This window comes from Nocardia sp. SSK8 (assembly GCF_037034205.1).
Taxonomy (GTDB): Bacteria; Actinomycetota; Actinomycetes; order Mycobacteriales; family Mycobacteriaceae; genus Nocardia.
Genome location: NZ_JBAGKD010000002.1, coordinates 455,471 through 481,948 on the forward strand (window position 1 = coordinate 455,471; position 26,478 = coordinate 481,948).

Genomic DNA, 26,478 nt, shown 5'->3' on the forward strand with positions numbered 1-26,478 from the left:
TGGTCACGAAGTCCGTCCTCATCGGTGTCCGCCTGCGGGCAGGGTGGCCGCGCCCGCCTCCGGGGCGGGAACCGTCGGCGCGGGATCATGCTGACCGATCGTCGAGAGCGTGTGTCCCACCGCGGGATCCACCAGGTCGAGAATCGGTTTCGGGTAGAAGCCGAGCACCAGCAGGGCCACGAGCAGCGGCACGACGACGGCCAGCTCGCGCGGCACCAGATCACGCAGGTGCTCGTTGCCCTTCTTCAGCGGGCCGGTCATCATCCGCTGGTACATCCACAGCACGTAGATCGCGGCCAGGACCAGCGCGCCCGTGGCGATCACCGCGGCCACCTTGTACTTGCTGAATGTGCCGATGAGGACCAGGAACTCGCTGACGAACGGCGCCAACCCCGGCAGGGAGAGGGTGGCGAGTCCGGCGATGAAGAACGTTCCCGCGAGTACCGGCGCGACTTTCTGCACTCCGCCGAAGTCGGCGATCATCCGGGTGCCACGCCGCGAGACGAGGAACCCGGCGATGAGGAACAGTGCCGCCGTGGACAGCCCGTGGTTGACCATGTACAGCGTGGCACCGGACTGGGCCTGGCTGGTCATCGCGAAGATGCCGAGGATGATGAACCCGAAGTGCGAGATCGAGGTGTAGGCGATCAGGCGCATCACATCGGTCTGTCCGATGGCCAGCAGCGCACCGTAGATGATGCCGATGACGGCGAGGGTGATCACCAGGGGCGCGAAGGTGGTCGAGGCGAGCGGGAACAGCAGCAGGCAGTAGCGCAGCATGCCGAAGGTGCCGACCTTGTCGACCACCGCCATCATCAGCACCGCGCTCGACGGGGTCGCCGAGACCGCCGCGTCGGGCAGCCAGGTGTGCAGCGGCCACAGCGGCGCCTTGACCGCGAAGGCGAACAGGAAACCGAGGAACAGCAGATCCAGGACCGCGGCGCTGCCGCCGAGGCTGCCGTCCTGCACCGCGGCGACGATCAGGCGCAGATCGAAGGTGCCCGCGGCGCCGGTGCCCAGTCCCGCCTGCGCGGTGAGCACGTAGAGCCCGATCACCGCGGCCAGCATGATCAGCCCGCCGAACAGGTTGTACAGCAGGAACTTCACCGCCGCGCGGGACCGCTGGGCGCGTACCGCGGCATCGTCGGTGCGCGGACCGAAGCCACCGATGAGGAAGTACATCGGGATGAGCATGGCCTCGAAGAAGATGTAGAACAGCAGCACGTCCAGCGCCAGGAACGAGATCAGCACCATCGACTCGACCAGCAGCATCAGCGCCATGTAGAGGTGGACGGTCTTGCGGCCGTCACCGGCGGCGCGGTCGTCGTGCCAGCCCGCCAGGATCAGCAAGGGCAGCAGCACCGCGGTGAGCAGCACCAGCGCGGTGGCGATGCCGTCGAGTCCCAGCGTGTAGCCGACGCCGAACGCCGGAATCCATTCGTGGGCTTCGACGAACTGGTATTGCTCGCCGCCGGGCTGGAACCGCACCGCGAGGGTGATCGCGAGCGCGAGCACACCGATCGCGACCGCGAAGGCCAGGGCGCGGGCCAGGGTCCGCCGTCCGGCGGGAACCAGCAGCACCGCGACCGCGCCGACCGCGGGGGCCAGCCAGAGCGTTGTCAGCCAGGGAAACGAGTTCACCAGAACCTCACCGCCAGCAGGGCAGCGGCCACCAGGGCCGCGCCGGTGAACATGGACAGGGCATAGGAGCGGACGAATCCGGTTTGCACCGTGCGGATCCGCGCGGACAGCCCACCGATGGCGGCGGCGGTCCCGTTGACGATCCCGTCGACACCGCGCGCGTCGAGGAATACCAGCGCCCGGGTCAGGTACTTGCCGGGGCGTTCGAACGCGGCCTCGTTGATCGCGTCACCGTAGAGATCCTTGCGGGCGGCGGTGGTCAGCACACTCACCTTCTCGGGTGCGGTCTCGGGCACGGGGCTCTCGGCGTAGGCGCGGTAGGCGACGGCCACACCGATCACCACCACGGTCAGCGCGAGCCCGGTGACCACCGCCGCCGGGATGACCGGTTCGGCGTGGTGGGTGCCGACGACCGGAGCCAGCCAGTTCACCAGCGAGGAACCCCACACGAACAGGCCGCCCGCGAAGACCGAACCGAACGCGAGCAGGATCATCGGGCCGGTCATCACCGCGGGCGCCTCGTGCGGATGGGTGTCGGGCTGCCAGCGACGCGGCCCGAAGAAGGTCATCAGCATGACGCGGGTCATGTAGAACGCGGTCAGGCCCGCGCCGACGAGAGTGACCGTGCCGAGCAGGATGCCGACGCCGCCACCGTGGTCGAACGCGGCTTCGATGATCTTGTCCTTGGAGAAGAACCCGGACAGCGGCGGCACCCCGATGATGGCCAGATAGCCCAGGCCGAAGGTGACGAAGGTGATCGGCATGAGCGTGCGCAGCCCGCCGTAGCGGCGCATGTCGGTCTCGTCGTTCATCGCGTGCATGACCGAACCGGCGCCGAGGAACAGGCCCGCCTTGAAGAAGCCGTGGGTGAGCAGGTGCATGATCGCGAAGGCGTAACCGGCGGGGCCGAGGCCGACGGCCAGGATCATGTACCCGATCTGGCTCATGGTGGAGGCGGCCAGCGCCTTCTTGATGTCGTCTTTGGCGCAGCCGATGATCGCGCCGAATAGCAACGTCACCGCGCCGACCGCGAGCACCGCCAGCCGGGCGTTCGGGGCGAGGTCGAAGATCGGGTTGGCGCGCGCGATCAGGTAGACACCGGCGGTGACCATGGTCGCGGCGTGGATGAGCGCCGAGACCGGGGTGGGACCTTCCATCGCGTCACCGAGCCAGGACTGCAGCGGCACCTGCGCGGATTTACCGCAGGCGGCCAGCAGGAGCAGCAGCCCGATCGCGGTGAGGGTGCCTTCGCTCGCGCCGGGGGTGGCCGCGAACACGGTGCGGAAGTCGAAGGAGCCGAAGGTCGCGAACATGGTCATCATGGCGATGGCCAGACCCATGTCACCGACCCGGTTGACCACGAACGCCTTCTTGGCCGCGGTGGCCGCCGAGGGCTTGTGGTACCAGAACCCGATCAGCAGGTAGGACGCCAGACCCACGCCTTCCCAGCCGAGGTAGAGCACCAGGAAGTTGTCGGCCAGGACCAGCACCAACATGGCGGCCAGGAACAGGTTGAGGTAGCCGAAGAAGCGGCGCCTGCCCTCGTCGTGGCCCATGTAGCCGATCGAGTACAGGTGGATCAGTGAGCCGACGCCGGTGATCAGCAGCGCGAAACAGATCGACAGCTGATCCAGTTGCAGGCCGAAACCGACCCGCAAGGCCCCGGCGGGCACCCATTCGAACAGCTGCAGATGGATGGCGCGGTCGGCGTCGGCCCGGCCGAGCATCTCGGCGAACGCGACGGCCGCGACCGCGAACGCGGCCAGCGCGGCGGCGGTGCCCAGGTAGTGGCCCCAGCGGTCGGCGCGGCGCCCGAGCAGCAACAGCACGATCGCGCCCGCCAGCGGCAGGGCGGGCAGCAGCCACAACGTTGCGGTACCCATGTCAGAACTTCAGCAGGTTGGCGGTGTCGACCGAGGTCGACCGGCGGGCACGGAAGATCGTCATGATGATCGCCAGGCCGACCACTACTTCGGCGGCGGCCACGACCATGGTGAAGAACGCGATCACCTGACCGTCGAGGTTGCTGTGCAGCCGGGCGAAGGTGACGAAGGCCAGGTTCACCGCGTTGAGCATCAGCTCGATGCACATGAACACCACGATCGCGTTGCGGCGCAACAGCACTCCGGCGGCGCCGATGGTGAACAGCAGCGCGGACAGGAACAGATAGTTCTGGGGGTTCACCGGGAGCCTTCCTCGTCGGCCGTCGGGGTGACGTCGCGACCCGCGCCCACCGACAGCGCGGCGGCTTCGGTGTGGGCGCGGGTGCGGCGGTGACGCAGGATCGTGCTCACCGACAGTTCCTCGAAGGAACCGTCGGGCAGCTGGGCCGGGCTGTCGACCGCGTTGTGCCGGGCGTACACGCCCGGGGTGGGCAGCGGGGTCGGGCGCTGCCCGGCGGTGCGGAACCGGTCGCGCGACATCTCCCGCTGACCGCGGCGCGGGGTGAAGTGCTCGCGATGCGCCAGCACCATGGCGCCGATGGTCGCGGTGATCAGCAGCGCGCCGGTGAGTTCGAAGGCCCACACGTAGCGCAGGAAGATCAGTTCGGCCAGCTCGGCGATGACGTCACGTCCGCCGAAACCGCGCCCGGGATAGCGGGTTCCGCTGCCGCGCAGCGCCGAGCCGATCCCGCCGATGAGCAGCAGACCGAATCCGAGCCCGACGATGGCGGCCGCGATCCGCTGCCCGCGCAGGGTTTCGCGCAGCGATTCGGCGGAGTCGACGCCGACCAGCATGAGCACGAACAGGAACAGCATCATCACCGCGCCGGTGTAGACCACGATCTGCACGACACCCAGGAACAGCGCGCCCTGCGCGATGTAGAACACGGCCAGCGCGATCATGGTGGCGGCCAGGCACAGCGCCGAGTGCACCGCCTTGGCCGCGCTCACCATGCCGAGCGCGCCGAGTACCGCGATCGGCGCCAGCACCCAGAACAGCACCGCTTCACCGGTGGAGGTGTCGGCGATCTCGGCGGCCAGCATGTGTGCGGTGGTCATCGCAGCACCTCCTCCGAAGCCGCGGGCCGCACGCGGCCCAGGTAGTAGTCGGTGTCGTCGGTGCCCGGCGCCATCGCGTGCGGCGGGGCGGCCATGCCGGGCTCGAGCGGGGCCAGCAGGCGGTCCTTCTCGTAGATGAGGTCGGCGCGGTTGTCGTCGGTGAGCTCGTATTCGTTGGTCATCGTGAGCGCACGAGTCGGGCAGGCCTCGATGCACAGGCCGCAGCCGATGCAGCGCAGATAGTTGATCTGGTAGACGCGCCCGTACCGTTCGCCGGGCGAGAAGCGTTCGTCCTCGGTGTTGTCGGCGCCCTCGACATAGATCGCGTCCGCCGGGCACGCCCACGCGCACAGTTCACAGCCGATGCACTTTTCCAGCCCGTCCGGGTACCGGTTGAGCAGGTGGCGGCCGTGATAGCGCGGCGCGGTGGGCACCTTCTGTTCCGGATACGACTCGGTGTTGGGCTTTTTGAACATGGTGGCCGCGGTGACCGCGAACCCGGCCAGCGGATCGAGCAGCCCGACCTCGGGTTCCGCGGATACCGGACGTGGCGGCATCGGCGGCACCGGGAACCCGAGGAAGACCGCCGTTTTCGCGGGTTCGGGCTGCGGCAGCGGCGGTAGTCCTCCGGCTCGCCCCGCCCGCAGGAAGACAGCGATGAGCGCCGCGGTGATCACCACGCCGACACCGACGAGGATCGCGTTCTGGCCGGGGATGCCCTCGATGTCGAGGACCCGGGCGGCGGCGACGATCATCACCCACACCAGCGAGGTCGGGATGAGCAGTTTCCAGCCCAGATTCATGAACTGGTCGTAGCGCAGGCGGGGCAGGGTGCCGCGCAGCCAGACGAACACGAACAGGAACGTCCACACCTTGATCGTGAACCACAGCAGCGGCCACCAACCGGAGTTGGCGCCCTCCCACAGGCTGATCGGGAACGGTGCCCGCCAGCCACCCAGGAACAGGGTGGTCGCCAGCGCCGAGACGGTGGCCATATTGACGTATTCGGCCAGCATGAACATGGCGAACTTCAGCGAGGAGTACTCGGTGTGGAACCCGCCGACGAGTTCGCCTTCGGCTTCGGGCAGATCGAAGGGGGCGCGGTTGGTTTCGCCGACCATGGCCACGCAGTAGATGAGGAACGAGGGCAGCAGCAGGAAGGCGTACCAGGTGCCCTCCTGGGCGGAGACGATGCCGGAGGTGGCCATAGTGCCCGAGAGCAGGAACACCGTCGCGAAGGTCAGCGCCATGGCGATCTCGTAGGAGATCACCTGCGCGGTCGAACGCAGACCACCCAGCAGCGGGTAGGTCGAGTTCGACGACCAGCCCGCCAGCACGATGCCGTACACGCCGATCGAGGTGATGGCCAGGATGTAGAGCACGCCGACGGGCATGTCGGTGAGCTGCAACGGGGTCCGGGTGCCGAAGATCGACACCTCCGGCCCGAACGGGATCACCGCGAACGCCATGAACGCCGGGATCACCGAGATGATCGGGGCCAGCACGAAGATCGGTTTGTCCACGATGGCGGGGACGATGTCTTCCTTGAGGGCCATCTTCACGCCGTCGGCGATCGACTGCAGGATGCCGCCGGGCCCGAGCCGGTTGGGACCCAACCGCATCTGCATGCGGGCCACGACGCGCCGTTCGGCGAAGACCGCGATCAGCGGCACCAGCATCAGGTACACGAACACACCGAGGGCTTTGACGATCACCAGCCACAGCGGGTCGGTGCCGAAGACCGCGTCGGCCGCGAGGTAGCGCACGGGATCACTCATGGCGGTGTTCCTTCATCCTGTCGTCGGCGCGGCGCAGGCGCACCACGGCGCCGGGCGTCACCCCGAGCTCGGCGGCGACCGTGCAGCCGGGCGAGTGCAGCGGCAGCCACACGACCCGGTCGGGCAGGTCGGTGATCATCAGCGGGACGGTGATCTCGCCGCGGTCGGTGTAGACGATGACGTGATCGGCGTCGGCCGCTTCGATCTCGGCGGCGGTGGCCGCGGACAGCCGCGCCACCGGCGGCCGCGCGACCCCGGCGAGATTCGGTTCGCCGTCCTGCAGGCGGCCCGCGTCGAGCAGCATCCGCCACCCGGCGAGCACCGCGGTGCCCGGTCCGGGCACGGGCCGGGTCTGGCTGGTGTGCTCGGGCGCGGAGACCGGGTCGCCGGTCCAGGCACCGAGGGCGTCGAGTTCGGTGCGTGCCGTGGCGGTGTCGGGCAAACCGATCGGCACCCCCATCTCGGCCGCCAGCGAATGCAGGACCCGCAGGTCCGAGAGCGGTGCGGCGACCCGGCGGGTGGTGTCGAGCGGGGCGGCGGCGAACGGGCGCGGCCTGCCTTCCCAGGTTCGGAAGGTGCCGGACTTCTCCATGGCGGTGGCCACGGGGAACACGACGTCGGCGCGTTCGGTGACGGCACTGTGGCGCATCTCGAGGCTGACGACGAACCGCGCGGCATCGATCGCGGCCAGCGCCGCGGCGGGGTCGGGCAGGTCGGCCGGATCGACGCCACCGATCACCAGCGCCCCCGCCTGCGCCGCATTGGCGAGGATGCCCGCGGTGTCGCGGCCCAGGCTGACGGGCAGTTCGTCGGACTGCCAGCGGTGCCTGACCTGCTGGCGGGCGGCGGGATCGATGACGGGACGGCCACCGGGCAGCAGGCTCGGCAGCGCTCCGGCTTCCAGCGCGCCACGTTCGCCCGCCCGCCGCGGCACCCAGGCGAGCCCGGCGCCGGTGGCGTCGGCGAGCCGGATCAGCGCCGAGAGCGCGCCCGGGCTCCCTGCGAGGCGTTCACCGGCCATGATCACCGCGCCGGGACCGCGCAGCAATGCCATGAGTTCGGCAGCGTCGGCGGAGTTCTCGGCGCCGATGGCGGCGAGCACGTCGGCTTCCCCGCAGGGCGGGGTCTGGATGAGCGCCCCGCCGAGGCGTTCCAGCCCCCGGGAGGCGAACGGGGCCAGCGACACCACCCGCACACCGTTCTTACGGGTCGCCTTGCGCAGCCGCAAGTAGACGATCGGCGATTCCTCTTCGGGCTCGAACCCGACGAGCAGCACCACCGGCGCCTGGCTCAAGGCCTGGTAGTCGACCGGCACGCCGCGTCCGGCGATCCGGGCGGCCAGGAACCGTTCCTCCTCCTCGGAGTGGACGCGGCTGCGGAAGTCGATGTCGTTGGTGGCCAGCACCATCCGCGCGAACTTGCCGTAGGCGTAGGCCTCCTCCTCGGTGACCCGCCCACCCACCAGCACACCGGCATTGCCGATGGCGGCACGCAACCCGGTCGCCGCGGCGGCGAGCGCTTCGGGCCAGGAGGCGGGGGCGAGCACGCCGTCCCAGCCGCGCACCAGCGGGGTGGTCAGCCGGTCGCGTTCGGTGGCGTAGGCGAAGGCCCACCGGCCTTTGTCGCAGTTCCATTCCTCGTTGACCCGCGGATCGTCACCGGCCAGCCGCCGCAACACCTTTCCGCGCCGGTGATCGGTGCGTTGCGCACACCCGGCGGCGCAGTGTTCGCACACGCTCGGGGTGGACACCAGATCGAACGGGCGGGCCCGGAACCGGTAGGAGGTGCCGGTGAGCGCGCCGACCGGGCAGATCTGCACCGTGTTGCCGGAGAAATAGGAATCCAGCGGTTCGGCCTGGGCGATACCGACCTGTTGCAGCGCACCACGATCCATCAATTCGATGAACGGATCACCGGCCACCTGCTGGGAGAAGCGGGTGCAGCGCGCGCACAGCACACACCGTTCCCGGTCCAGCAGCACCGCCGAGGACAGCGGAATCGGCTTCGGATAGGTGCGTTTCTCGCCCTCGAACCGGGATTCGGCGCTGCCGGTGGACATGGCCTGGTTCTGCAGCGGGCATTCGCCGCCCTTGTCACAGACCGGGCAGTCGAGCGGATGGTTGATCAGCAGCAGCTCCATCACTCCGCGCTGCGCCTTCTCCGCGACCGGCGAACTGAGCTGGGTGTGGGCGACCATGCCGTCGGTGACCGGAATCGTGCACGAGGCCACGGGTTTACGCTGCCCTTCGACCTCGACCAGGCATTGACGGCAGGCACCGACCGGTTCGAGCAGGGGGTGGTCGCAGAAGCGGGGGATCTGCACGCCGATGAGTTCGGCGGCGCGGATGAGCAGGGTGCCCGCGGGCACCTGGATGGTGGTGTCGTCGATGGTGACGCTCACCAGGTCGGCGGGGACCACGCCGCTGCTGTTCCCCGGGGCGATGGCGGTCATCGGTTGCCTCCCTGTGGGGCCCACACCGTGGCGCGGGCCGGATCGAACGGGCACCCACCCCGGCGCTGGTGTTCGAGGTATTCCTCACGGAAGTACTTCAGCGAGGAGAAGATCGGGCTGGCGGCGCCGTCGCCGAGCGCGCAGAACGATTTGCCGTTGATGTTGTCGGCGATGTCGGCGAGCTTGTCCAGATCGGCTTCGGTGCCGCCGCCCGCTTCCAGCTCGCGCAGCAGCTGCACCAGCCAGTAGGTGCCTTCGCGGCACGGCGTGCACTTGCCGCACGATTCGTGGGCGTAGAACTCGGTCCAGCGCAGCACCGCCCGCACGACGCAGGTGGTGTCGTCGAAGATCTGCAATGCCTTGGTGCCGAGCATGGACCCGGCGGCGGCGACACCTTCGTAGTCGAGCGGCACGTCGAGGTGTTCGGCGGTGAACAGCGGCGTCGAGGACCCGCCGGGGGTCCAGAACTTCAGTGTGTGCCCGGCCCGCACGCCGCCTGCGTAGCCGAGCAGTTCCCGCAGCGTGATCCCCAGCGGCGCCTCGTACTGGCCGGGGCGGGCGATGTGCCCCGACAGCGAGTACAGCGTGAACCCGGGCGATTTCTCCGAGCCCATGGACCGGAACCATTCGGTGCCGTGGCGCAGGATCGCGGGCACGCTGGCGATGGACTCGACATTGTTGACCACGGTCGGGCACGCGTACAGACCCGCCACCGCCGGAAACGGCGGCCGCAGCCGGGGCTGGCCGCGCCTGCCCTCGAGCGAATCGAGCAGCGCGGTCTCCTCCCCACAGATGTAGGCCCCGGCCCCGGCGTGCACGATCAGCTCCAGATCGACTCCGGAGCCGAGGATGTCGCGTCCGAGGAAACCGGCCGCGTACGCCTCGGCGACGGCGGCCTGCAGCCTGCGCAGCACCGGCACGACTTCCCCGCGCACGTAGATGAACGCGGTCTGTGCGCGAATGGCGTAGGCGGCGATGATCACGCCCTCGATGAGGGTGTGCGGGGTGGCCAGCATCAGCGGAATGTCTTTGCAGGTGCCGGGTTCGGATTCGTCGGCGTTGACGACGAGGTAGTGCGGCTTGGTGGTGCCGTCGGGTCCGGGGCCCTGCGGGATGAACGACCATTTCATCCCGGTCGGGAATCCGGCGCCGCCGCGGCCGCGCAGTCCCGCGTCCTTGACGGTCTGGATCACCTCGTCGGGCGCCATCCGCAGGGCAGCGCGCAGACCTTCGTAACCGCCGGTGCCGGTGTAGCTGTTCAGGGTCCACGAGCGGGGTTCGGCCCAGTGGGCGCTGAGCACGGGGGTCAGGGTCATCTCAGGCCCCCTGCCCGGTGGTGTCGTCGTCGGCCTCGGCGGCGCGCAGACCGGCCAGGGTCGCCGCGCCGGGGGCGCCGTCGAGGGCATCGGGGCGCTCGTCGGGGAATCCGGCCAGGATGCGCGCGGTTTCGCGGAAGGTGCACAGCGGCGCGCCGCGGGTGGGACGCACCTGGTGCCCGGCGCGCAGGGCGTCGGTGATGGCGACGGCCGATTCGGGGGTCTGGTTGTCGAAGAACTCCCAGTTCACCATCATGACCGGGGCGTAGTCGCAGGCGGCATTGCATTCGACGTGTTCGAGGGTGATCGCGCCGTCCTCGGTGGTCTGCCCGTGCCCGATACCCAGATGCTGTTGCAGGGTGGCGTAGATGGCGTCCCCGCCGAGGACCGCGCACAGGGTGTTGGTGCAGACCCCGACGTGGTAGTCGCCGGTGGGGGTGCGCCGGTACATCGAGTAGAAGGTGGCCACGGCGGTGACCTCGGCGCCGGTGAGGCCGAGATGGTCGGCGCAGAAATCGATCCCGGTGCCGGTGACACAGCCCTCTTCGGCTTGCACGAGGTGCAGCAGCGGCAGCAGCGCCGATCGCGGGTGCGGGTAGCGGGCGATGATCTCCTTCGCGTCGAGCTCGAGCCGCTGCCGCACGTGCGGCGGATACGGCTCGGGGCGGGTGGTGAGGTTCAGGAGGATGGGAGTGGTGGTCATCGGTCTACTCCGCGGGATGAGGGTCCGGGCACGGGCGGCGGCGCGATCTTCACCGGTCCACTCCGCCCATGACAGGGTCGATGCTGGCGACGGCGGCGATGACGTCGGCGACCATGCCGCCCTCGCACATCGCGGCCACGGCCTGCAGGTTGGTGAACGAGGGGTCGCGGTAGTGCACCCGGTAGGGGCGGGTGGTGCCGTCGCTGACCATGTGCACGCCCAGTTCGCCGCGCGGCGACTCGACCGCCGAGTACACCTGTCCGGCAGGCACTCTGATGCCCTCGGTGACGATCTTGAAGTGGTGGATCAGCGACTCCATCGAGGTGCCCATGATCTTGCCGATGTGCCGGGGCGAGTTACCGAGCCCGTCGGGACCCAGTTCCAGGTCGGCGGGCCAGGCGATCTTCTTGTCGTCGATCATCACCGGGCCGGGGCGCAGCTTGTCCAGGCACTGTTCGACGATCTTGATCGACTCGCCCATCTCGGCGATCCGGATGAGGTAACGGCCGTAGCAGTCGCAGCCGGTGGTGGTGGGGACGTCGAATTCGTAGTTCTCGTACCCGCAGTAGGGGGCGGCCTTGCGCAGGTCGTGGGGCAGGCCGGTGGCGCGCAGCACCGGACCGGTGATGCCCAGCGCCATGCAGCCGGTGAGGTCGAGGTAGCCGATGTCCTGGGTGCGCTTTTTCCAGATGGGGTTGGCGGTGAGCAGGTTCTCCATGTCGCGCAACCGGCCCGGCAGCAGGTCGAGCAGTTCGCGGACTCTGGTGACGCCGTCGTCGGGCAGGTCCTGGGCGAGGCCGCCGGGGCGGATGAACGCGTGGTTCATTCGCAGGCCGGTGATCGCTTCGAAGACGTCGAGGATGAGTTCGCGTTCCCGGAAGCCGAACAGCATGGGGGTGAGCGCGCCCAGTTCCATGCCGCCGGTGGCCAGCGCGACCAGGTGCGAGGAGATGCGGTTGAGTTCCATCAGCAGCACCCGCACCACGGTGGCGCGTTCGGGGATGTCGTCGGTGATGCCGAGCAGTTTCTCCACGCCCAGGCAGTAGGCGGTCTCGTTGAAGAACGGCGACAGGTAGTCCATCCGGGTCACGAAGGTGACGCCCTGGGTCCAGGTGCGGAATTCCAGGTTCTTCTCGATGCCGGTGTGCAGGTAGCCGATGCCGCAGCGGGCCTCGGTGACGGTTTCGCCTTCGATCTCGAGGATGAGCCGCAGCACCCCGTGGGTGGAGGGATGCTGCGGGCCCATATTGACCACGATGCGTTCTTCGCCCGCGCCTTCGATCACTTCGCTGACCTGGTCCCAGTCCTGGCCTGCGACGGTGACGACCTGGGGTTCCTCACGGCGGAAATCGGTGTCGGTCATCAGCTGTAGGTCCTCCGCTCGTCGGGCGGCGGTATCCGCGCGCCCTTGTACTCCACCGGGATCCCGCCGAGCGGGTAGTCCTTGCGCTGGGGGTGACCGCGCCAGTCGTCGGGCATCGTGATGCGGGTCAGGGAGGGGTGCCCGTCGAAGAGGATGCCGAAGAAGTCGTAGGTCTCGCGCTCGTGCCAGTCGGTGGTCGGGTACACCGCGAACAGCGAGGGGATGTGCGGATCGGCGTCGGGCGCCGACACTTCCAGCCGCACCCGCCGGTTGTGGGTGATCGACATGAGGTGATAGACCGCGTGCAGTTCGCGGCCTTGGTCGTCGGGGTAGTGCACGCCGTTGACACCCAGGCACAGTTCGAACCGCAGCGCGGAGTCGTCGCGCAGCGCGCTCGCGACGGCGACGAGGTGTTCGCGGTAGACGTGCAGGGTGATCTCGTCGCGGAAGACGACGATCTTCTCGATGACGCTGTCGAAGGCGATCACCCGCTGGGTGAGCGCGGCGCGCACGGTGCCGACGAAGGCGTCGAACCACCCGCCGTAGGGCGGTGGGGTGCCCGCGGGCAGGGTGACCGGGGTGACGAGCCCGCCGTAGCCGGAGGTGTCGCCGGTGCCGCTGACCCCGAACATGCCGTGGCGGGTGCCGATCACCTCGTCCTCGGCCGGGGTGGGCCGCGGCGGCGGGGTGGGGGTGGACTCCTGCGGAACATCCTGTCCGGCAGGGGTGTCGGCGCCTTCGGGCGAGTCGAAGGTCATCGCAGCAGGCCCTCCATCCGGATGGTGGGGGTGCTGGCCAGCGCGGCCTGCTCGGCGGCGCGGATCGCTTCCTCCCGGTTCACGCCAAGGGGCATCTCGGCGATCTTGGCGTGCAGCGCCAGGATGGCGTTGAGCAGCATCTCCGGGCGGGGCGGGCAGCCGGGCAGGTAGATGTCGACCGGGACGACGTGGTCGACGCCCTGCACGATGGCGTAGTTGTTGAACATGCCGCCCGAGGACGCGCACACGCCCATGGCGAGCACCCATTTCGGTTCGGTCATCTGGTCGTAGACCTGCCGCAGCACCGGCGCCATCTTCTGGCTGACCCGGCCCGCGACGATCATCAGATCGGCTTGGCGGGGGGAGGCGCGGAAGGCTTCCATGCCGAAGCGGGCGATGTCGAATCGTCCGGCGCCGGTGGCCATCATCTCGATCGCGCAGCACGCCAGCCCGAAGGTGGCGGGCCAGACCGAGCCCTTGCGCAGGTAGCCGGCGAAATCCTCGACGGTGCTCAGCAGGAACCCGCTGGGCAGTTTCTCTTCGAGACCCATAATTTCCCACTCATTCCCAGCTGAGGCCGCCGCGGCGCCACTCGTAGGCGTAGGCGACGGACACATTGACGATGAACAGCGCCATCGCGGCGAGACCGAACAGCCCGAGCGCGTCGAAATGTACGGCCCAGGGGTAGAGGAACACGATCTCGATGTCGAAGATGATGAACAGCATCGCCGTCAGGTAGTACTTGACCGGAAAGCGCTGTCCTGTCGCGTTTCCCGGGCCACCCGCGATGGCGTGCGGTGTCGGCTCGATGCCGCATTCGTAGGGTTCGAGTTTGGCCCGGTTGTGTCGCTTGGGGCCGACCAGCGCCGCCATGATGACGGAGAACACCGCGAACGCCGCGGCGATGGCGCCGAGTACGAGTGCGGGCACCTCGATATTCACGACTGCACTTCCCCTCCTCGCTGGAGCAGGCCGAGCCGTGTGGCCCGGCCGCGGACGGCAGCTTGGCGAGACGGGGCCGACAACGTTGTCCGCCGAACCGGGGCTCGCGCAAGGCTGTGCAGCGATGGCGGAGCGTTATACAAGAGCCCGCGCTCGTGTGAGCTAGAGCACAGCGTACCGCCGTCGCGCGGGTCCACCGACCGTTTCCGGACCCGGTTTTGATCGATATCGGTACCGCGATTCATGAGCGATACGCGGGTAATCGCTGTCGGGCATGCCGACGGGAACCACGGGTGTTACCAGTGGTGATGGGTGGAAAGGTGCGATTCGGACTATCCGACGGATCGGGACGATGCCGATCAGCGCGCGAGCAACACCCCAGCGACGGCGTTGGTCAGCTGCATCGGGTCGATCGGGTGCGAGACCGCGGCCTCGGCCCGCGACCAGTTGGCCAGCCAGGCGTCGTCGGGACGGCCGGTGAGCACGACCACCGGCGGGCACTGCTCGATCTCGTCCTTGAGCTGCTTGGCGATGCCCAGGCCGCCCGCGGGCGCGGACTCACCGTCGAGGATCGCCAGATCGATGCCACCGGCGTCCATCTGCTCGATGACGACCGGCGCGGTGGCCACCTCGAAGAAGTCGAGTTCGGGCAGATCGGCGCGCGGGCGACGGCCCAGCGCCAGGATCACCTGTTGACGGGTATCGGCATCGTTGCTGTAGACCAGCACTCGCAGCGGGGTGGAACCAGTCGATTCGGCCACTTCCGGATCGTACGTCCGCGTGGCGCCACCCCGTGGCAGGTTCGCCGGATCAGCCGGTCGCGCTGCGGCGCAAGGCCGTTACCAGCTGCCGTCCTGGACTGCCTTGTCGCCCAGGGGGATCACCGGAAGCGGCTGCTCGACAGGCGGATACGGCTGTTCGTCGGCCAGCCAGTCACCGGTCGGCTTCACCTCGGCAAGCTCCGGCGCGGCGGGTAAGTCTGTGGCGTCGGCCGCGTAGTACTCGAACCAGGGCAGGCCGCGCTGGGCGTAGGACTGGGCGGTGATCGGCGTCGACGGGGCGGGCTCGCCGGTGATCTGCTGCCACTGGGCGGCCGAGGCGAGGTGGACGAAGACCCGGCCGTCGGCCTCGGGCCGGTAGTCGGCGAGGGGGCGGGTATCGGTGTAGATCTCCTGGCGCATGGTGCCGCCCGCGCCCAGTCCCATCGTGCGAGGTGCGGCGCCGGGGGCGGGCATGGAACCGGGTGCCGCGGCCGGTGCCGCGCAGGCGACCGGCATCGGACCGCCCAGGCCTCTCGTCCGGACCGCGCCGAGCTCGGCCTGGGCACGCTGCCACGCGGCCAGGGCATCCTCGGTCAGGCCGTGGACGGCCAGCTGCACGCCGCCCCATTCCTCGACACCGGTCACCTGACCTTCCACGGTGGCGCCGAGCCCGAGTGGCACCGCGACGAACTGGCGTACGGTGCCGTCGCCGGAGTTGATCCCGTCCAGCCACGGCTGGCGCGGCAGGGCGACGTAGTTCTGCGGGTCGGTGGCGAGCGCGTCGCTCCACGGTTTCCCCGATACCGCGCACACTTTGCCGACGCCGACCTTCAGTGCGGCGGGCTTCGTCGCGGTGAAGCGCAACCACATCGCCTCGCGCTGATACACCGGCAACATGACACCCCCGCGTTCGCGCCATTCCGCCGGGACGGTGTCGGGGTAGTCGGCGACCCGGCGCAGCGGAAACGCCCCGAAGCCCGGCGGCAGGGGGTACGTCCCTGTCTCCGGTAGCCGCAGCGTGCGCAGGAAGGTCACCCGCACCCCGCCGGGCAATTCCAGCGCGTCTCCCGAGAGCTTCACCTGCATCGTCATCTCCCACCCCTTCGTCCGATCGAAACCCCGTCACCGACGGTACTCAGCGCCGCCGGGAGCGTCCACCGAGTGGCGCCACCCCCGCGGATCCGGCCGTCCAAGACATCCTGACAGAACCCACCGACAAGTCCGGCACAGTTTTTGTGATTGTGACAAAAACAAGTGGCGGTGGGCGCGCCCACTGTCTACGGTCAGCGCCATGAGCAGCAGAATGCACCACGTGGCCGTGGTGAACGAACAGATCGCCGACCAGGGCAACTACCGCACGGCGACCGGCGATGACGTGAGCATCCTCGACCAGCTGGAAGCCGCCCGCGCCGGGACCGTGTCCTACACACCCGCACACCTCGACGAACTCGTCCGCAACCCGGCGCCAGGGCCGGGCGCACCGCACCTCGAGGTCACCGCGGAGGGCAGCATCCAAGCCGCACGCCGCCTGCACTACACCCACGCCCGCGTCGGCGTCCTCAACTTCGCCTCGGCCCGCAACCCAGGCGGCGGATACCTGCGCGGCGCCCGCGCCCAGGAGGAAGACCTCTGCCGCAGCGCGCTGCTGTACACCTGCCTGACCCAGGCACCGGATTACTATGCCGCGCACCGCCGTAGTCAGGCCTTGTCGTCGTAGCGGGGGTGGTTCAGGGGCCGATGGCGGCGTGGAAGGCGTCGGTGCCGGTTTCGCGGGGGTCGATGAGGTGGGCCAGGAACAGGCGGGTGGCGGGGGTGGGGGTGGGGGTGGTGACGGCGTGCCAGGCGCGGTCGAGGGGGGTGCCTGGGACGTCGATGGTGTGCAGGGTGCCGGATTCGAGGTGTTCGCCGACGGCGTCGGAGTGGATGAGGGTGATGCCGAGGCCCTCGCGGGCGGCGGCGATGACGGCGCCGTGCGAGCCGAGGGTGAGGGTGAGGGGATCGATCTGGAGGCGGTCGAGCAGGGCCAGGGTGGCTTCGCGGGTGCCCGAGCCGGTGCCGCGCAGCAGCCAGGTGCTGTGGCGGGGGTCGGGATCGTCGGTGCCGACGACGACCAGGGTGCTGGGGCGGCGGGCCTGGATGACCAGGTTGGCGGTGTGGGGTGGGCGGCCCGCGATGACGAGATCGGTTTCGTGGTGCTGCAGTTCGAGAAACAGCACATCGCGCGGCTGGATCGACAGGCTCAGCTCCACATCGGGGTAGCGGCGCCGGAACGAGGCCAGCGGGCGCAGCACCACCGATTCGCCCGCGGTGGCCACCACGCCGATGCGCAGCCTGCCCGCGTCGGCCTGGCGGACCGCGGCGTGGGCTTCCTTCATCAACCCGAGAATCCCACGGCAGTACTCGGCGTACACGCGCCCGGCCTCGGTGAGCGCGATCCCGCGCCCGGAACGCGCGATGAGTTTCGCGCCGAGCTGCTTTTCGACATGGGCGACCGCGGCCGAGACCGCCGCCTCGGTGACGTGCAACTGGGTGGCCGCGCGCCGGATCGAGCCCAGCCGGGCCACGGCCAGAAAGGTTTCCATCCGACCCGCACTGACCCTGCCCATACCCGACGGTAGCAAACCCAACGTTTCGGTTGAGCTTTCCTGGAAATATTCAGATTGTTTGCGGCGCGACGGCCGTTCATCCTGGAAATCACTACGGACACACCGGATTCCACAGGAGGAACCATGGCGGAAGAAACCGAACGGGATCGTTGGGATCCGGGTGTACAGTCCTACGCCTCGATGGGCTATTACGCACCCGACTACATCCCCGCCGACACCGACGTGCTCGCGGTGTTCCGGGTGACCCCCCAGCCCGGCGTCGACCCGATCGAAGCCGCCGCCGCTGTCGCGGGCGAATCCTCCACTGCCACATGGACAGTCGTGTGGACCGACCGGCTCACCGCGCACTCGAAGTACCAGGCCAAATGTTACAAGGTGGTCGAGGTTCCGGGCAGAACGGGCGAGTACTTCGCCTATATCGCCTACGATCTGGACCTGTTCGAAGAAGGCTCGATCACCAACCTCACCTCCTCGATCATCGGTAATGTCTTCGGATTCAAACCGTTGCTCGCACTGCGCCTGGAAGACATGCGCATTCCGGTCGCCTATGTCAAGACCTTCCAGGGTCCCCCGCACGGTACGGTGATGGAACGCGAATACCTCAACAAATACGGCAGACCCCTGCTGGGTGCCACGGTGAAACCGAAACTCGGATTGTCGGCCCGCAATTACGGGCGGGTGATCTACGAAGCCTGCAAAGGCGGCCTGGATTTCACCAAGGACGACGAGAACATCAACTCCCAGCCGTTCATGCGCTGGCGCGATCGCTACCTGTTCGCCATCGAGGGGGTGAACCGGGCAATGGCCGAAACCGGCGAGATCAAGGGCCATTACCTCAACGTCACCGCCGCCACCATGGAGGACATGTACGAGCGGGCCGAGTTCGCCAAGGAACTGGGCAGCGTGGTGATCATGATGGACCTCACCGTCGGGTACACCGCCATGCAGTCGATGTCGAAGTGGGCGCGCCGCAACGGTGTCCTGCTGCACCTGCACCGCGCCGGACACTCGACCTTCACCCGGCAGAAGACCCACGGCGTCAGCTTCCGGGTCCTGGCCAAATGGTGCAGGCTCATCGGCGTCGACCATCTGCACGCGGGCACCGTGGTGGGCAAACTGGAAGGCGATCCGGCGACCACCCGCGGCTTCTACGACACCCTGCGCGAGAACACCGTGCCGCTCAACCCTGCCAACGGCATCTTCTTCGACCAGGAATGGGCCAGCCTGCCCGGTGTGATGCCGGTGGCCTCCGGCGGCATCCACGCAGGCCAGATGCACCAGCTGCTCGACCTGTTCGGTGACGACGTCATCCTGCAGTTCGGCGGCGGCACCATCGGCCACCCACTGGGCATCGCCGCGGGCGCCGAAGCCAACCGGGTCGCCCTGGAAGCCGTCGTCAAGGCCCGCAACGAAGGCCGCGACCTGCTCAAAGAAGGCCCCGACGTGCTGCGCACCGCCGCCACCAGCTGCCGGTCGCTCGAGGTCGCGCTGGCCACCTGGGGCGAGGTCACCTTCGACTACACCTCCACCGACGCGCCCGACGCGGTGCCCACACCGAGCCTGTAGGGGAGAACCCGATGTATCTGCGCCACGGGACGTTCTCGTATCTGCCCGAACTCACCGACCCCGAGATCGCCGCCCAGGTCCGCTACGCCCTGCTCAACGGCTGGCCGGTCTCGATCGAATACACCGACGACCCGCACCCACGCAACACCTACTGGGAGATGTGGGGGCTGCCGCTGTTCGACCTCGACGAACCCGACGGGGTGATGGCCGAGATCAACGCCTGCCGCGCCACCTTCCCCCGCCACTACGTGCGGGTCACCGCCTACGACGCGACCTACACCAAACAGACCACCGCGCTGAGTTTCCTGGTGCAACGCCCCGCCGAGGAACCCGGTTTCGAACTGGTCCGCACCGAGGCCGCCGACCGCCGCCAGAACTACAGCGTGCGGTCCTACGCCACCGATCGTCCGCAGGGACACCGGTATGGCGGCTGAGGGATCCGCGGGCGGATTCCGGTTGGTACGGCCGGGCGTCACCGACGTCCGGCCGTCGCGGCCCCCGGCCCTCGAGCAGGCCGCGACCGAGGAACCGCTGAACGAGGACGCGCTGTTGGACCTGTCCCTGGACCTGGCAGGCCACGACGTCGCCGAGACACTGGCCGCGCTCGACGCCGAACTCATCGGCCTGGCCAACGTGAAGGAACGAGTCCGCGAGATCGCCGCGCTGCTCATGATCGACCGGGCCCGGCGCCGCTTCGGCCTGGAATCCTCCCGCCCGACCATGCACATGAGCTTCACCGGCGGCCCCGGCACCGGCAAGACCACCGTGGCCATGCGGATGGCGCAGATGCTGCACGCCCTGGGCTACATCCGTAAACCCAAGGTACACACCGTCACCCGCGACGACCTGGTCGGCCAGTTCATCGGCCACACCGCGCCCAAGACCAAGGAAGCCATCGCCAAGGCCGCGGGCGGAGTGCTGTTCATCGACGAGGCCTACTACCTGTTCCGGCCCGAGAACGAACGCGACTACGGGCAGGAAGTCATCGAGATCCTGCTCCAGGAGATGGAGAACGAACGCGCGAACCTGGTCGTCATCTTCGCCGGATACCCCGACCGCATGGACCGGTTCTTCTCCGCCAACCCCGGCCTGTCCTCCCGGGTCGCCCACCACCTCGAATTCAGCGACTACACCCACGACGAACTCCTGGGCATCGCCGAACTCATGGTGGCGGGGGAGAACTTCCGCTTCGACGCCGACGCGCACGCCGCGTTCGCCGAATACCTGACCGTGCGCATGACCAAACCGCGCTTCTCCAACGCTCGCAGCGTGCGCAACGCCATCGACCGCTGCCGCCTACGGCAGGCCAAACGGCTCGTCGAAGCGGCCCGGCCACTGTCGAAAACCGACCTGATCACCCTGTGCGACCGCGACGTCTACGGCAGCAGCGTGTTCACCGACCTCGGCCAGGAGGTGAACGCCGCGCCATGCCCGACGGACTGAAAACCCTCACCCGCTACACGATCGAGGAGGAACACCGTCATCCCGGCTCCTCCGGCGAATTCTCGGCCCTGGTCAATGTGGTGGCCACCGCGACCAAGATCATCGCCAACCAGGTGACCCGCGGCGCCATCGTCGGCTCCGGCCGCGGCGAGGACCAGGAATCGGTCAGCAGCCGCCTGGACGTGCTGACCGACGAGATCATGGTCGGCCAGACCCAATGGACCGGGCACCTGTCCGGGCTGCTCTCCGAACGCCGCCCACACGCCCTGCCCATCCCCGCCACCGAACACCGCGGCAAATACCTGCTCGCCTACGACGCCCTGGACGGGTCGAGCAATATCGACGTCAACCTGCCCGTCGGCTCGATCTTCAGCATCCTGCGCGCACCCCGCGAAGTCCCCGACGGCGCCGCCGACCAGGACTTCCTGCAACCCGGCGTCCAGCAGGTGTGCGCCGGATTCACCCTCTACGGCCCGGCGACCATGCTGGTGATCACCACTGGCAGCGGCGTCGACGGGTTCACCCTCGACCGCGAGATCGGCGCGTTCGTCCTCACCCACCCGCACATGCGCATCCCCACCGACACCGCGGGCTTCGCCATCAACGCCGCCAACGAACGCTTCTGGGAACGACCCGTCCGCCGCTACGTACAGGAATGTCTGGAAGGCCTCGACGGGCCACGCGGACGCGACTTCAACATGCGCTGGGTGGCCTCGCTCGTCGCCGACACCTTCCACATCCTCACCCGCGGCGGCGTCTACCTCTACCCCCGCGACACCCGCAACCCCGCCCGCCCCGGGCGGGTTTCGCTGCTGTACGGGGCCAACCCGATCGCGTTCATCGTCGAACAGGCAGGCGGCGCCGCCACCACCGGCCACGACCGGATGATGCTCGTGCCACCCACCGACATCCACCAGCGGGTGCCGTTCATCTTCGGCTCCCGCACCGAAGTGCTGCGCATCGAGCGCTACCACCGCGCCCCCGACGAAGGGCCCAGCTTCGACAGCTCACTGTTCGGCAGCCGGTCGCTGTTCCGGCCCGCCCGCCACGACCAGCGCAAATAGGGGAGGCCCCATGTCGATCAAACATCCCGTCGTCGCGATCACCGGGTCCTCCGGCGCGGGCACCTCCAGCGTGACCCGCACCTTCGAGGAGATCTTCCGGCGCGAAGGGATCAACGCCGCCGTCGTGGAAGGCGATTCGTTCCACCGCTACGACCGCACCGAGATGAAACTGGCCATGGCCGAAGCCGAACAGCAACGCAACACCACGTTCTCGCACTTCGGCGAAGACGCCAACCTGCTCCCGGAACTGGAAACCCTGTTCCGCGAATACGGCGAGACCGGCGTCGGGCAGGTCCGCCGCTACCTCCACGACGACGAGGAAGCCAAACCCTACGGCCAGCCCGCGGGCACCTTCACCCCCTGGGAAGACCTCACCCCCGGCAGCGACCTGCTGTTCTACGAAGGCCTGCACGGCGCCGCCGTCACCGACAGCATCGACGTCGCCCGCTACACCGACCTGCTGGTCGGCGTCGTGCCCATCATCAACCTCGAATGGATCCAGAAGGTCTACCGGGACAAGACCCACCGCGGCTACTCCAGCGAAGCCGTCATCGACACCATCCTGCGGCGCATGCCCGACTACGTGAAATACATCTGCCCGCAGTTCTCCCGCACCTACGTCAACTTCCAGCGGGTGCCCACCGTCGACACCTCCAACCCGTTCATCGCCCGCAGCATCCCCACCGCCGACGAGAGCTTCGTGGTGATCCGCTTCGCCGACCCGAAAGTCATCGACTTCCCGTACCTGCTGTCGATGCTGCACGACTCGTTCATGTCCCGCACCAACTGCATCGTGGTCCCCGGCGGCAAGATGGAACTGGCCATGCAGCTCATCTTCACCCCGCTGATCCTGCGCCTGATGGACAAACGCCCCCAGCGGCTGCTCTGATCAGGCCTCGTCCTGCTCGCGCTCGGCCTGCTGACGCCGCGCCTCCCGGCGCTGCTGCTCGGCCCGCTCCCGCAACCCCCGCAGGAACGCCTCGTCGTCGTCGGGATTCGACGCGACCGCGCGACCCGGCCGGTCGTACTCCCCGAACCGGGTGTTCGACACCGGGCGCGCCTCGCCCACCGGCCGCCCCGCGAACAACCACAGCAGCGCGCCCACGGTCGGGATCAGCACCACCACGATCAGCCACCCCATCTTCGGGAGATGACGGATCCCCGCGTCGGGACTGGTGACGATATCGACCAGGCAGTACACCCACAGGGCAAGAGTCAGAAAGCCGATGACGGCATAATGCATCGCAGCATCATCGCATGCCCCGCACCGGCCGGTCAGTCCGGCAGCAACGGCACCGACAAACCCTCACCCGAGTTCAGCAACGCCGCCCGCGTCACCGCCGACGACCCGAACCGGCGACGCAGATCGTCCAGGGTGGCATCGAGAGTGTTCTCGGCGCGCGGGGCCAGCGGCAACGTCAGCTGCATGGTGTCGGCGTCGTCGAGATTGGTCAGCGACAACCCGATCAGCGTGATGCCACGCTCGGCGATCATCGGCCGCGCCGCATCCAGCAGCAGCCGCGCGGCCTGCCGGATGGTCGCCGAGGAATCGGTGGCCTCGACCAGCGTGTGCGACCGGGTGGCCCGCGAGAAATCGTCGAAACGCAACCGCAGCACCACCGTGCGGCACACCCGCTCCGCCGCCCGCAACCGGCGGCCCAGACGATCGGTCAGCCCGTCCAGAAACGCCGCGATCTCCTCGGGCTCCCGCGCCCGCCGCCCCAGCGCCCGCTGCGCGCCGATCGACCGGCGCCGCTTGCCGGTCTCCACCCGCCGGGGATCCCGCGCCCACGCCAGCGCGAACAGGTGCCGCGCCGCCGCGGGCCCCAGCAGCACCCGCAACTGCGCCTCACCCGCCTGCGCGAGCTGCCCGACCCGGGTGATCCCCTCGCCGTGCAGCGTGGCCGCCGTCACCGCACCCACACCCCATAATCGCTCCACCGGCAGCGGATGCAGGAACTCCAGCTCACGATCGGGCTCCACCAACCGCACCCCGTCCGGTTTGGCCACCGCCGAGGCCACCTTCGCCAGGAACTTCGTGCGCGCGATCCCGACCGAGATCGGCAACCCCACCTGCTCCCGGACCCTGGTCCGCAACCGCTGCGCGATCTCCACCGGCTCCCCACTGATCCGGCGCAGACCACCCACATCCAGGAACGCCTCATCGATCGAGATGCCCTCCACCACCGGCGTGGTGTCCCCGAACACCGCGAACACCGCCTTGCTGGCCTGCGCGTACGCCGACATCCGCGGCGGCACCACGATCGCGTGCGGACACAACCGCAACGCCTGACCGGCGTTCATCGGCGTCCGGACACCGAACGCCTTGGCCTCGTAACTGGCCGCCAGCACCACCCCGCCACCCACGATCACCGGCTTGCCCCGCAACCACGGCTGATCCCGCTGCTCCACCGAGGCATAGAACGAATCCAGATCGGCATGCAGGATCGACGCCTCGGCACGAGACCGGATACGCGGACGACGGGGGAGCACGGCATCGGACACGAACATATGTTCGCATCGATGTCCGACAAGTAGCCCGCTACCGACCGGCCAGCTCGGCGACCACCGGCGCGAACGCCTCGGCGACATGCGCGCCGACCACGAAATAGGAGAACCCGATCTCCTCGCGCCGCCGCCGGATCTCCTCGACCGCTGCCACCGGATCCGCCGCAAGCACCGCCAGCGAATCCACCGGCAGCGCGGCCACATCGGTCGTCGGCGGGGCCATGAACGGCGCGACCGTCCCTCCGACGATCGGCACATGCTGGGCCAGCTCCTGACCCCCGGACCGGAATTCCAGCGCCAGCCGGGCGATCTCGGCCCGCGACTCCTCCGGACGCTGCGCGAACGTCACCGTATCGGCGACCTCCGCCGCCAGCGCGCACGCCCGCGGCCCCCGCACCGCCATCACCACCGGCGTACGCCGCTCGGCGCCGTCGAGCTCGCGCAGCGCGGTGACCGTCGCACGCACCTGCGCCAGCCGCTCACCCGGCGCGACCACCGGCAAACCCAGCGCGGCGACCTCGTCCTCGATACCCGGCCTGCCGGTACCGATCCCGAACTCGAAACGACCCTCCGACAACACCGACAACGTATGCGCCTCCCACGCCGTCATCCAGGCAGGCCGCAGCGGCGAGGCATACACCCAGGTACCCACCCGCAGACCGGTCAGTGCCGCCGCCGTCGCCACCATCGGCCCCGGCGCCGGTTGCAGGCGTGGCACATCCGGTATCAGCACCGTCGAATAGCCGAGATCGGCGAGGCGGCACACCTGATCACGCCACGCCGGAATCTCCGATCTCAACGGCGCGACCACCCCGAAACGAAACGGCTTCACCATAGGGATAACGACGACGCCACCACCGCGAACTCATCACCATGTCGTAAACCTGACAGGACGGCACCGCCGACTGTGACCTGTCCAAGATCTCCCGCACCACACCCCACCACCCGGCCGCACGCTCTAACGTCAGCCACGCAGACAGCACGGTTGGAAAGGTTGACGGCGTGGTCAGTAGTACCCAGGACAAACTCGAAGAACTCACCAAGATCCTGGAGGTGGCCGCCGAACCCGCCGGGGAATCCGCCGTCGCCAAACGTGCCAAGAAGAACATCCCCAGCGTTCGCTCGCGCGTCACGACCCTGCTCGATCCCGGCACCTTCTTCGAAATCGGCGCCCTGGCCAAACAACCCGGCAAAACCGACGCCATGTACGGCGACGGCGTCGTCACCGGACACGGCCTCATCGAAGGACGACCCGTCGTCGTCATCGCCCACGACCAAACCGTCTACGGCGGATCCGTCGGCGAGATGTTCGGCCGCAAACTCACCAAAGCACTCCAGTTCGCCTTCGAGAAGGCCTGCCCCGTCGTCACCATCAACGACTCCGGCGGCGCCCGCATCCAGGACGCCGTCGCCTCCATCGCCTGGTTCGGGCATATGAGCCGCGTGCAGGCCAAACTCTCCGGCTACGTCCCCCAGGTCTCGATCATGCTCGGCAAATGCGCCGCGGGCGCGGTCTACGGGCCTATCAATACCGACGTCCTCGTCGGCACCACCAACGCCTACATGTTCGTCACCGGACCCGACGTCATCAAAGCCGTCACCGGCGAAGACGTCAGCGCCGAAGACCTCGGCGGCGCCGACGTACAAGCCCGCCGCGGCGTCATCCACCACGTCACCGACACCGAACAGCAAGCCTTCGACTGGGCCCGCACCTACCTCGGCTACCTGCCCTCGAGCTGCCTGGAACAACCACCCCTGGTCAACCCCGGCCTCGAACCCGAGATCACCGCCAGCGACCGCGAACTCGACCGCATCATCCCCGACTCCGACCGCAGCGGCTACGACATGCACGAGATCCTGCTGCGCATCTTCGACGACGGCGAATTCCACGAGATCCGCGCCGCCTTCGCCCCCAACCTCATCACCGGCTTCGCCCGCGTCGACGGCCGCACCGTCGGCGTCGTCGCCAACCAGCCCCTGGTCCTCGGCGGCTCCATCGACGCCGCCTGCTCCGACAAATCCACCTACTTCATCCGGCTCTGCGACGCCTTCAACATCCCCCTCGTCTTCGTCGCCGACACCCCCGGCGTGCTACCCGGCGTCGAGGAGGAGAACAACGGCGTGATCATCCGCGGCGGCCGCGTCCCCCGCGCGATCATCGAAGCCACCGTGCCGATCATCAACCTCGTCGTGCGCAAGTCCTACGGCGGTGCCTACGGCATGATGGCCTGCAAACAGCTCGGCGCCGACATCAGCTTCGCCTGGCCCACCGCCCGCATCGCCGTTATCGGCGCCGAGAGCGCCGTCGACCTCATCGGCAAACGCCAACTGCTGGCCGTCCCCGAAGAACACCGCGCCGCCGCCCGCGACTTCATGATCAACCAGTACAACGAAACCGTCGCCACCCCCTGGGTCGCCGCCGAACGCGGTTACATCGACGCCGTCATCGAACCCTCCCGCACCCGCCTCGAGATCCGGCACGCCCTGCGCCTGCTGCGCGACAAACACCCCATCTCCCAGGAGTTCAACCCGCGCAAACACAGCCTCTACTCGATGTGAGCACCCGGTAAGGTGA

25 protein-coding genes are annotated in these 26,478 nt (G+C 68.6%); 7 read left to right on the plus strand and 18 right to left on the minus strand.

The annotated features are described in order from the left end of the window. Positions 1-18 precede the first annotated feature (18 nt). From WA675_RS05545 to WA675_RS05610, 14 genes are all read right to left on the minus strand, one after another. Positions 19-1,641 carry an NADH-quinone oxidoreductase subunit M gene (locus WA675_RS05545; protein WP_336082474.1) on the minus strand — a complete coding sequence of 541 codons (1,623 nt, stop codon included), beginning with the start codon at positions 1,639-1,641 and terminating at the stop codon, positions 19-21. Next, positions 1,638-3,524, minus strand: coding sequence for an NADH-quinone oxidoreductase subunit L (gene nuoL / locus WA675_RS05550; protein WP_336082475.1), 1,887 nt, complete (start codon positions 3,522-3,524; stop codon positions 1,638-1,640). The genes WA675_RS05545 and nuoL overlap by 4 nt, the downstream gene beginning before the upstream one ends. A 1-nt stretch (position 3,525) precedes the next feature. Further along, entirely contained in the window at positions 3,526-3,825 is a 300-nt protein-coding gene (gene nuoK, locus WA675_RS05555) for an NADH-quinone oxidoreductase subunit NuoK (RefSeq protein ID WP_336082477.1), read from the minus strand. Beyond that, positions 3,822-4,643, minus strand: coding sequence for an NADH-quinone oxidoreductase subunit J (locus tag WA675_RS05560; RefSeq protein WP_336082478.1), 822 nt, complete (start codon positions 4,641-4,643; stop codon positions 3,822-3,824). Before WA675_RS05560 ends, nuoK begins: the two co-directional genes overlap by 4 nt. After that, positions 4,640-6,421, minus strand: coding sequence for an NADH-quinone oxidoreductase subunit NuoH (gene nuoH / locus WA675_RS05565; protein ID WP_336082480.1), 1,782 nt, complete (start codon positions 6,419-6,421; stop codon positions 4,640-4,642). Before nuoH ends, WA675_RS05560 begins: the two co-directional genes overlap by 4 nt. Continuing rightward, complete coding sequence (locus WA675_RS05570; RefSeq protein WP_336082483.1) at positions 6,414-8,873, minus strand: NADH-quinone oxidoreductase subunit G; 2,460 nt, start codon at positions 8,871-8,873, stop codon at positions 6,414-6,416. The genes nuoH and WA675_RS05570 overlap by 8 nt, the downstream gene beginning before the upstream one ends. Beyond that, positions 8,870-10,189, minus strand: a complete 1,320-nt coding sequence (gene nuoF / locus WA675_RS05575) for an NADH-quinone oxidoreductase subunit NuoF (RefSeq protein ID WP_336082485.1) — start codon at positions 10,187-10,189, stop codon at positions 8,870-8,872. Before nuoF ends, WA675_RS05570 begins: the two co-directional genes overlap by 4 nt. A gap of 1 nt (position 10,190) precedes the next feature. Continuing rightward, positions 10,191-10,892 carry an NADH-quinone oxidoreductase subunit NuoE gene (gene nuoE / locus WA675_RS05580; protein WP_336082487.1) on the minus strand — a complete coding sequence of 234 codons (702 nt, stop codon included), beginning with the start codon at positions 10,890-10,892 and terminating at the stop codon, positions 10,191-10,193. A gap of 49 nt (positions 10,893-10,941) precedes the next feature. After that, positions 10,942-12,255: an NADH dehydrogenase (quinone) subunit D gene (gene nuoD, locus WA675_RS05585; protein ID WP_336082489.1), complete on the minus strand. Its 1,314-nt coding sequence runs from the start codon at positions 12,253-12,255 to the stop codon at positions 10,942-10,944. Next, complete coding sequence (locus tag WA675_RS05590) at positions 12,255-13,013, minus strand: NADH-quinone oxidoreductase subunit C (protein WP_336082490.1); 759 nt, start codon at positions 13,011-13,013, stop codon at positions 12,255-12,257. The genes nuoD and WA675_RS05590 overlap by 1 nt, the downstream gene beginning before the upstream one ends. Continuing rightward, positions 13,010-13,564 (minus strand): NuoB/complex I 20 kDa subunit family protein, encoded by a 555-nt coding sequence (locus WA675_RS05595; protein ID WP_336082491.1) that lies wholly within the window; start codon positions 13,562-13,564, stop codon positions 13,010-13,012. The genes WA675_RS05590 and WA675_RS05595 overlap by 4 nt, the downstream gene beginning before the upstream one ends. A gap of 10 nt (positions 13,565-13,574) precedes the next feature. Then, positions 13,575-13,955 (minus strand): NADH-quinone oxidoreductase subunit A, encoded by a 381-nt coding sequence (locus tag WA675_RS05600; RefSeq protein WP_336082492.1) that lies wholly within the window; start codon positions 13,953-13,955, stop codon positions 13,575-13,577. Positions 13,956-14,314: 359 nt separating this feature from the next. Continuing rightward, positions 14,315-14,716 (minus strand): Rv3143 family two-component system response regulator, encoded by a 402-nt coding sequence (locus WA675_RS05605; RefSeq protein WP_336082493.1) that lies wholly within the window; start codon positions 14,714-14,716, stop codon positions 14,315-14,317. A 78-nt stretch (positions 14,717-14,794) separates the two neighbouring features. Further along, entirely contained in the window at positions 14,795-15,808 is a 1,014-nt protein-coding gene (locus WA675_RS05610) for a hypothetical protein (protein ID WP_336082494.1), read from the minus strand. A gap of 199 nt (positions 15,809-16,007) precedes the next feature. Here WA675_RS05610 and WA675_RS05615 point away from each other — a divergent pair, with 199 nt between their 5' ends. Next, positions 16,008-16,433 (plus strand): TIGR02452 family protein, encoded by a 426-nt coding sequence (locus WA675_RS05615; protein ID WP_336082495.1) that lies wholly within the window; start codon positions 16,008-16,010, stop codon positions 16,431-16,433. 10 nt (positions 16,434-16,443) lie between these two features. On the opposite strand, the gene WA675_RS05620 is transcribed toward WA675_RS05615, so the two are convergent. After that, positions 16,444-17,298, minus strand: a complete 855-nt coding sequence (locus WA675_RS05620) for a LysR family transcriptional regulator (protein ID WP_336082496.1) — start codon at positions 17,296-17,298, stop codon at positions 16,444-16,446. A gap of 147 nt (positions 17,299-17,445) precedes the next feature. Here WA675_RS05620 and WA675_RS05625 point away from each other — a divergent pair, with 147 nt between their 5' ends. Genes WA675_RS05625 through WA675_RS05645 form a run of 5 tightly spaced genes read left to right on the plus strand, consistent with a single transcriptional unit; the run spans position 17,446 to position 22,284 of the window. After that, positions 17,446-18,888: a form I ribulose bisphosphate carboxylase large subunit gene (locus tag WA675_RS05625; RefSeq protein ID WP_336082497.1), complete on the plus strand. Its 1,443-nt coding sequence runs from the start codon at positions 17,446-17,448 to the stop codon at positions 18,886-18,888. An 11-nt stretch (positions 18,889-18,899) separates the two neighbouring features. After that, positions 18,900-19,322: a ribulose bisphosphate carboxylase small subunit gene (locus WA675_RS05630; protein WP_336082499.1), complete on the plus strand. Its 423-nt coding sequence runs from the start codon at positions 18,900-18,902 to the stop codon at positions 19,320-19,322. Next, on the plus strand, positions 19,312-20,331 hold the full coding sequence (locus tag WA675_RS05635; protein WP_336082500.1) for an AAA family ATPase: 1,020 nt from the start codon (positions 19,312-19,314) through the stop codon (positions 20,329-20,331). The genes WA675_RS05630 and WA675_RS05635 overlap by 11 nt, the downstream gene beginning before the upstream one ends. Beyond that, positions 20,316-21,395, plus strand: coding sequence for a class 1 fructose-bisphosphatase (locus tag WA675_RS05640; protein WP_336082501.1), 1,080 nt, complete (start codon positions 20,316-20,318; stop codon positions 21,393-21,395). The genes WA675_RS05635 and WA675_RS05640 overlap by 16 nt, the downstream gene beginning before the upstream one ends. A 10-nt stretch (positions 21,396-21,405) precedes the next feature. After that, positions 21,406-22,284 carry a phosphoribulokinase gene (locus WA675_RS05645; protein ID WP_336082502.1) on the plus strand — a complete coding sequence of 293 codons (879 nt, stop codon included), beginning with the start codon at positions 21,406-21,408 and terminating at the stop codon, positions 22,282-22,284. On the opposite strand, the gene WA675_RS05650 is transcribed toward WA675_RS05645, so the two are convergent. The 3 genes from WA675_RS05650 to WA675_RS05660 are packed head-to-tail and all read right to left on the minus strand — an operon-like array spanning position 22,285 to position 24,738. Then, complete coding sequence (locus tag WA675_RS05650) at positions 22,285-22,638, minus strand: PLD nuclease N-terminal domain-containing protein (protein ID WP_336082504.1); 354 nt, start codon at positions 22,636-22,638, stop codon at positions 22,285-22,287. A 32-nt stretch (positions 22,639-22,670) separates the two neighbouring features. Continuing rightward, positions 22,671-23,906 carry a DNA polymerase IV gene (dinB, locus tag WA675_RS05655; protein ID WP_336082506.1) on the minus strand — a complete coding sequence of 412 codons (1,236 nt, stop codon included), beginning with the start codon at positions 23,904-23,906 and terminating at the stop codon, positions 22,671-22,673. Between the two features lie 31 nt (positions 23,907-23,937). Then, on the minus strand, positions 23,938-24,738 hold the full coding sequence (locus WA675_RS05660) for an LLM class flavin-dependent oxidoreductase (protein WP_336082507.1): 801 nt from the start codon (positions 24,736-24,738) through the stop codon (positions 23,938-23,940). A 167-nt stretch (positions 24,739-24,905) separates the two neighbouring features. Here WA675_RS05660 and WA675_RS05665 point away from each other — a divergent pair, with 167 nt between their 5' ends. After that, positions 24,906-26,462 (plus strand): acyl-CoA carboxylase subunit beta, encoded by a 1,557-nt coding sequence (locus WA675_RS05665; RefSeq protein ID WP_336082508.1) that lies wholly within the window; start codon positions 24,906-24,908, stop codon positions 26,460-26,462. The last annotated feature ends 16 nt before the right edge of the window (positions 26,463-26,478 follow it).

Bases quoted from the DNA above. Each gene is read 5' to 3' on its own strand.
- nuoE (WP_336082487.1), bottom strand. From the start codon at position 10,892: ATGACCACCACTCCCATCCTCCTGAACCTCACCACCCGCCCCGAGCCG.
- nuoL (WP_336082475.1), bottom strand. From the start codon at position 3,524: ATGGGTACCGCAACGTTGTGGCTGCTGCCCGCCCTGCCGCTGGCGGGC.
- nuoH (WP_336082480.1), bottom strand. From the start codon at position 6,421: ATGAGTGATCCCGTGCGCTACCTCGCGGCCGACGCGGTCTTCGGCACC.
- WA675_RS05595 (WP_336082491.1), bottom strand. From the start codon at position 13,564: ATGGGTCTCGAAGAGAAACTGCCCAGCGGGTTCCTGCTGAGCACCGTC.
- WA675_RS05630 (WP_336082499.1), top strand. From the start codon at position 18,900: ATGTATCTGCGCCACGGGACGTTCTCGTATCTGCCCGAACTCACCGAC.
- WA675_RS05570 (WP_336082483.1), bottom strand. From the start codon at position 8,873: ATGACCGCCATCGCCCCGGGGAACAGCAGCGGCGTGGTCCCCGCCGAC.
- WA675_RS05590 (WP_336082490.1), bottom strand. From the start codon at position 13,013: ATGACCTTCGACTCGCCCGAAGGCGCCGACACCCCTGCCGGACAGGAT.
- WA675_RS05645 (WP_336082502.1), top strand. From the start codon at position 21,406: ATGTCGATCAAACATCCCGTCGTCGCGATCACCGGGTCCTCCGGCGCG.
- WA675_RS05620 (WP_336082496.1), bottom strand. From the start codon at position 17,298: ATGGAAACCTTTCTGGCCGTGGCCCGGCTGGGCTCGATCCGGCGCGCG.
- WA675_RS05615 (WP_336082495.1), top strand. From the start codon at position 16,008: ATGAGCAGCAGAATGCACCACGTGGCCGTGGTGAACGAACAGATCGCC.
- WA675_RS05640 (WP_336082501.1), top strand. From the start codon at position 20,316: ATGCCCGACGGACTGAAAACCCTCACCCGCTACACGATCGAGGAGGAA.
- WA675_RS05635 (WP_336082500.1), top strand. From the start codon at position 19,312: ATGGCGGCTGAGGGATCCGCGGGCGGATTCCGGTTGGTACGGCCGGGC.
- WA675_RS05560 (WP_336082478.1), bottom strand. From the start codon at position 4,643: ATGACCACCGCACACATGCTGGCCGCCGAGATCGCCGACACCTCCACC.
- WA675_RS05625 (WP_336082497.1), top strand. From the start codon at position 17,446: ATGGCGGAAGAAACCGAACGGGATCGTTGGGATCCGGGTGTACAGTCC.
- WA675_RS05660 (WP_336082507.1), bottom strand. From the start codon at position 24,738: ATGGTGAAGCCGTTTCGTTTCGGGGTGGTCGCGCCGTTGAGATCGGAG.
- nuoD (WP_336082489.1), bottom strand. From the start codon at position 12,255: ATGACCGACACCGATTTCCGCCGTGAGGAACCCCAGGTCGTCACCGTC.
- dinB (WP_336082506.1), bottom strand. From the start codon at position 23,906: ATGTTCGTGTCCGATGCCGTGCTCCCCCGTCGTCCGCGTATCCGGTCT.
- WA675_RS05650 (WP_336082504.1), bottom strand. From the start codon at position 22,638: ATGCATTATGCCGTCATCGGCTTTCTGACTCTTGCCCTGTGGGTGTAC.
- WA675_RS05610 (WP_336082494.1), bottom strand. From the start codon at position 15,808: ATGACGATGCAGGTGAAGCTCTCGGGAGACGCGCTGGAATTGCCCGGC.
- nuoF (WP_336082485.1), bottom strand. From the start codon at position 10,189: ATGACCCTGACCCCCGTGCTCAGCGCCCACTGGGCCGAACCCCGCTCG.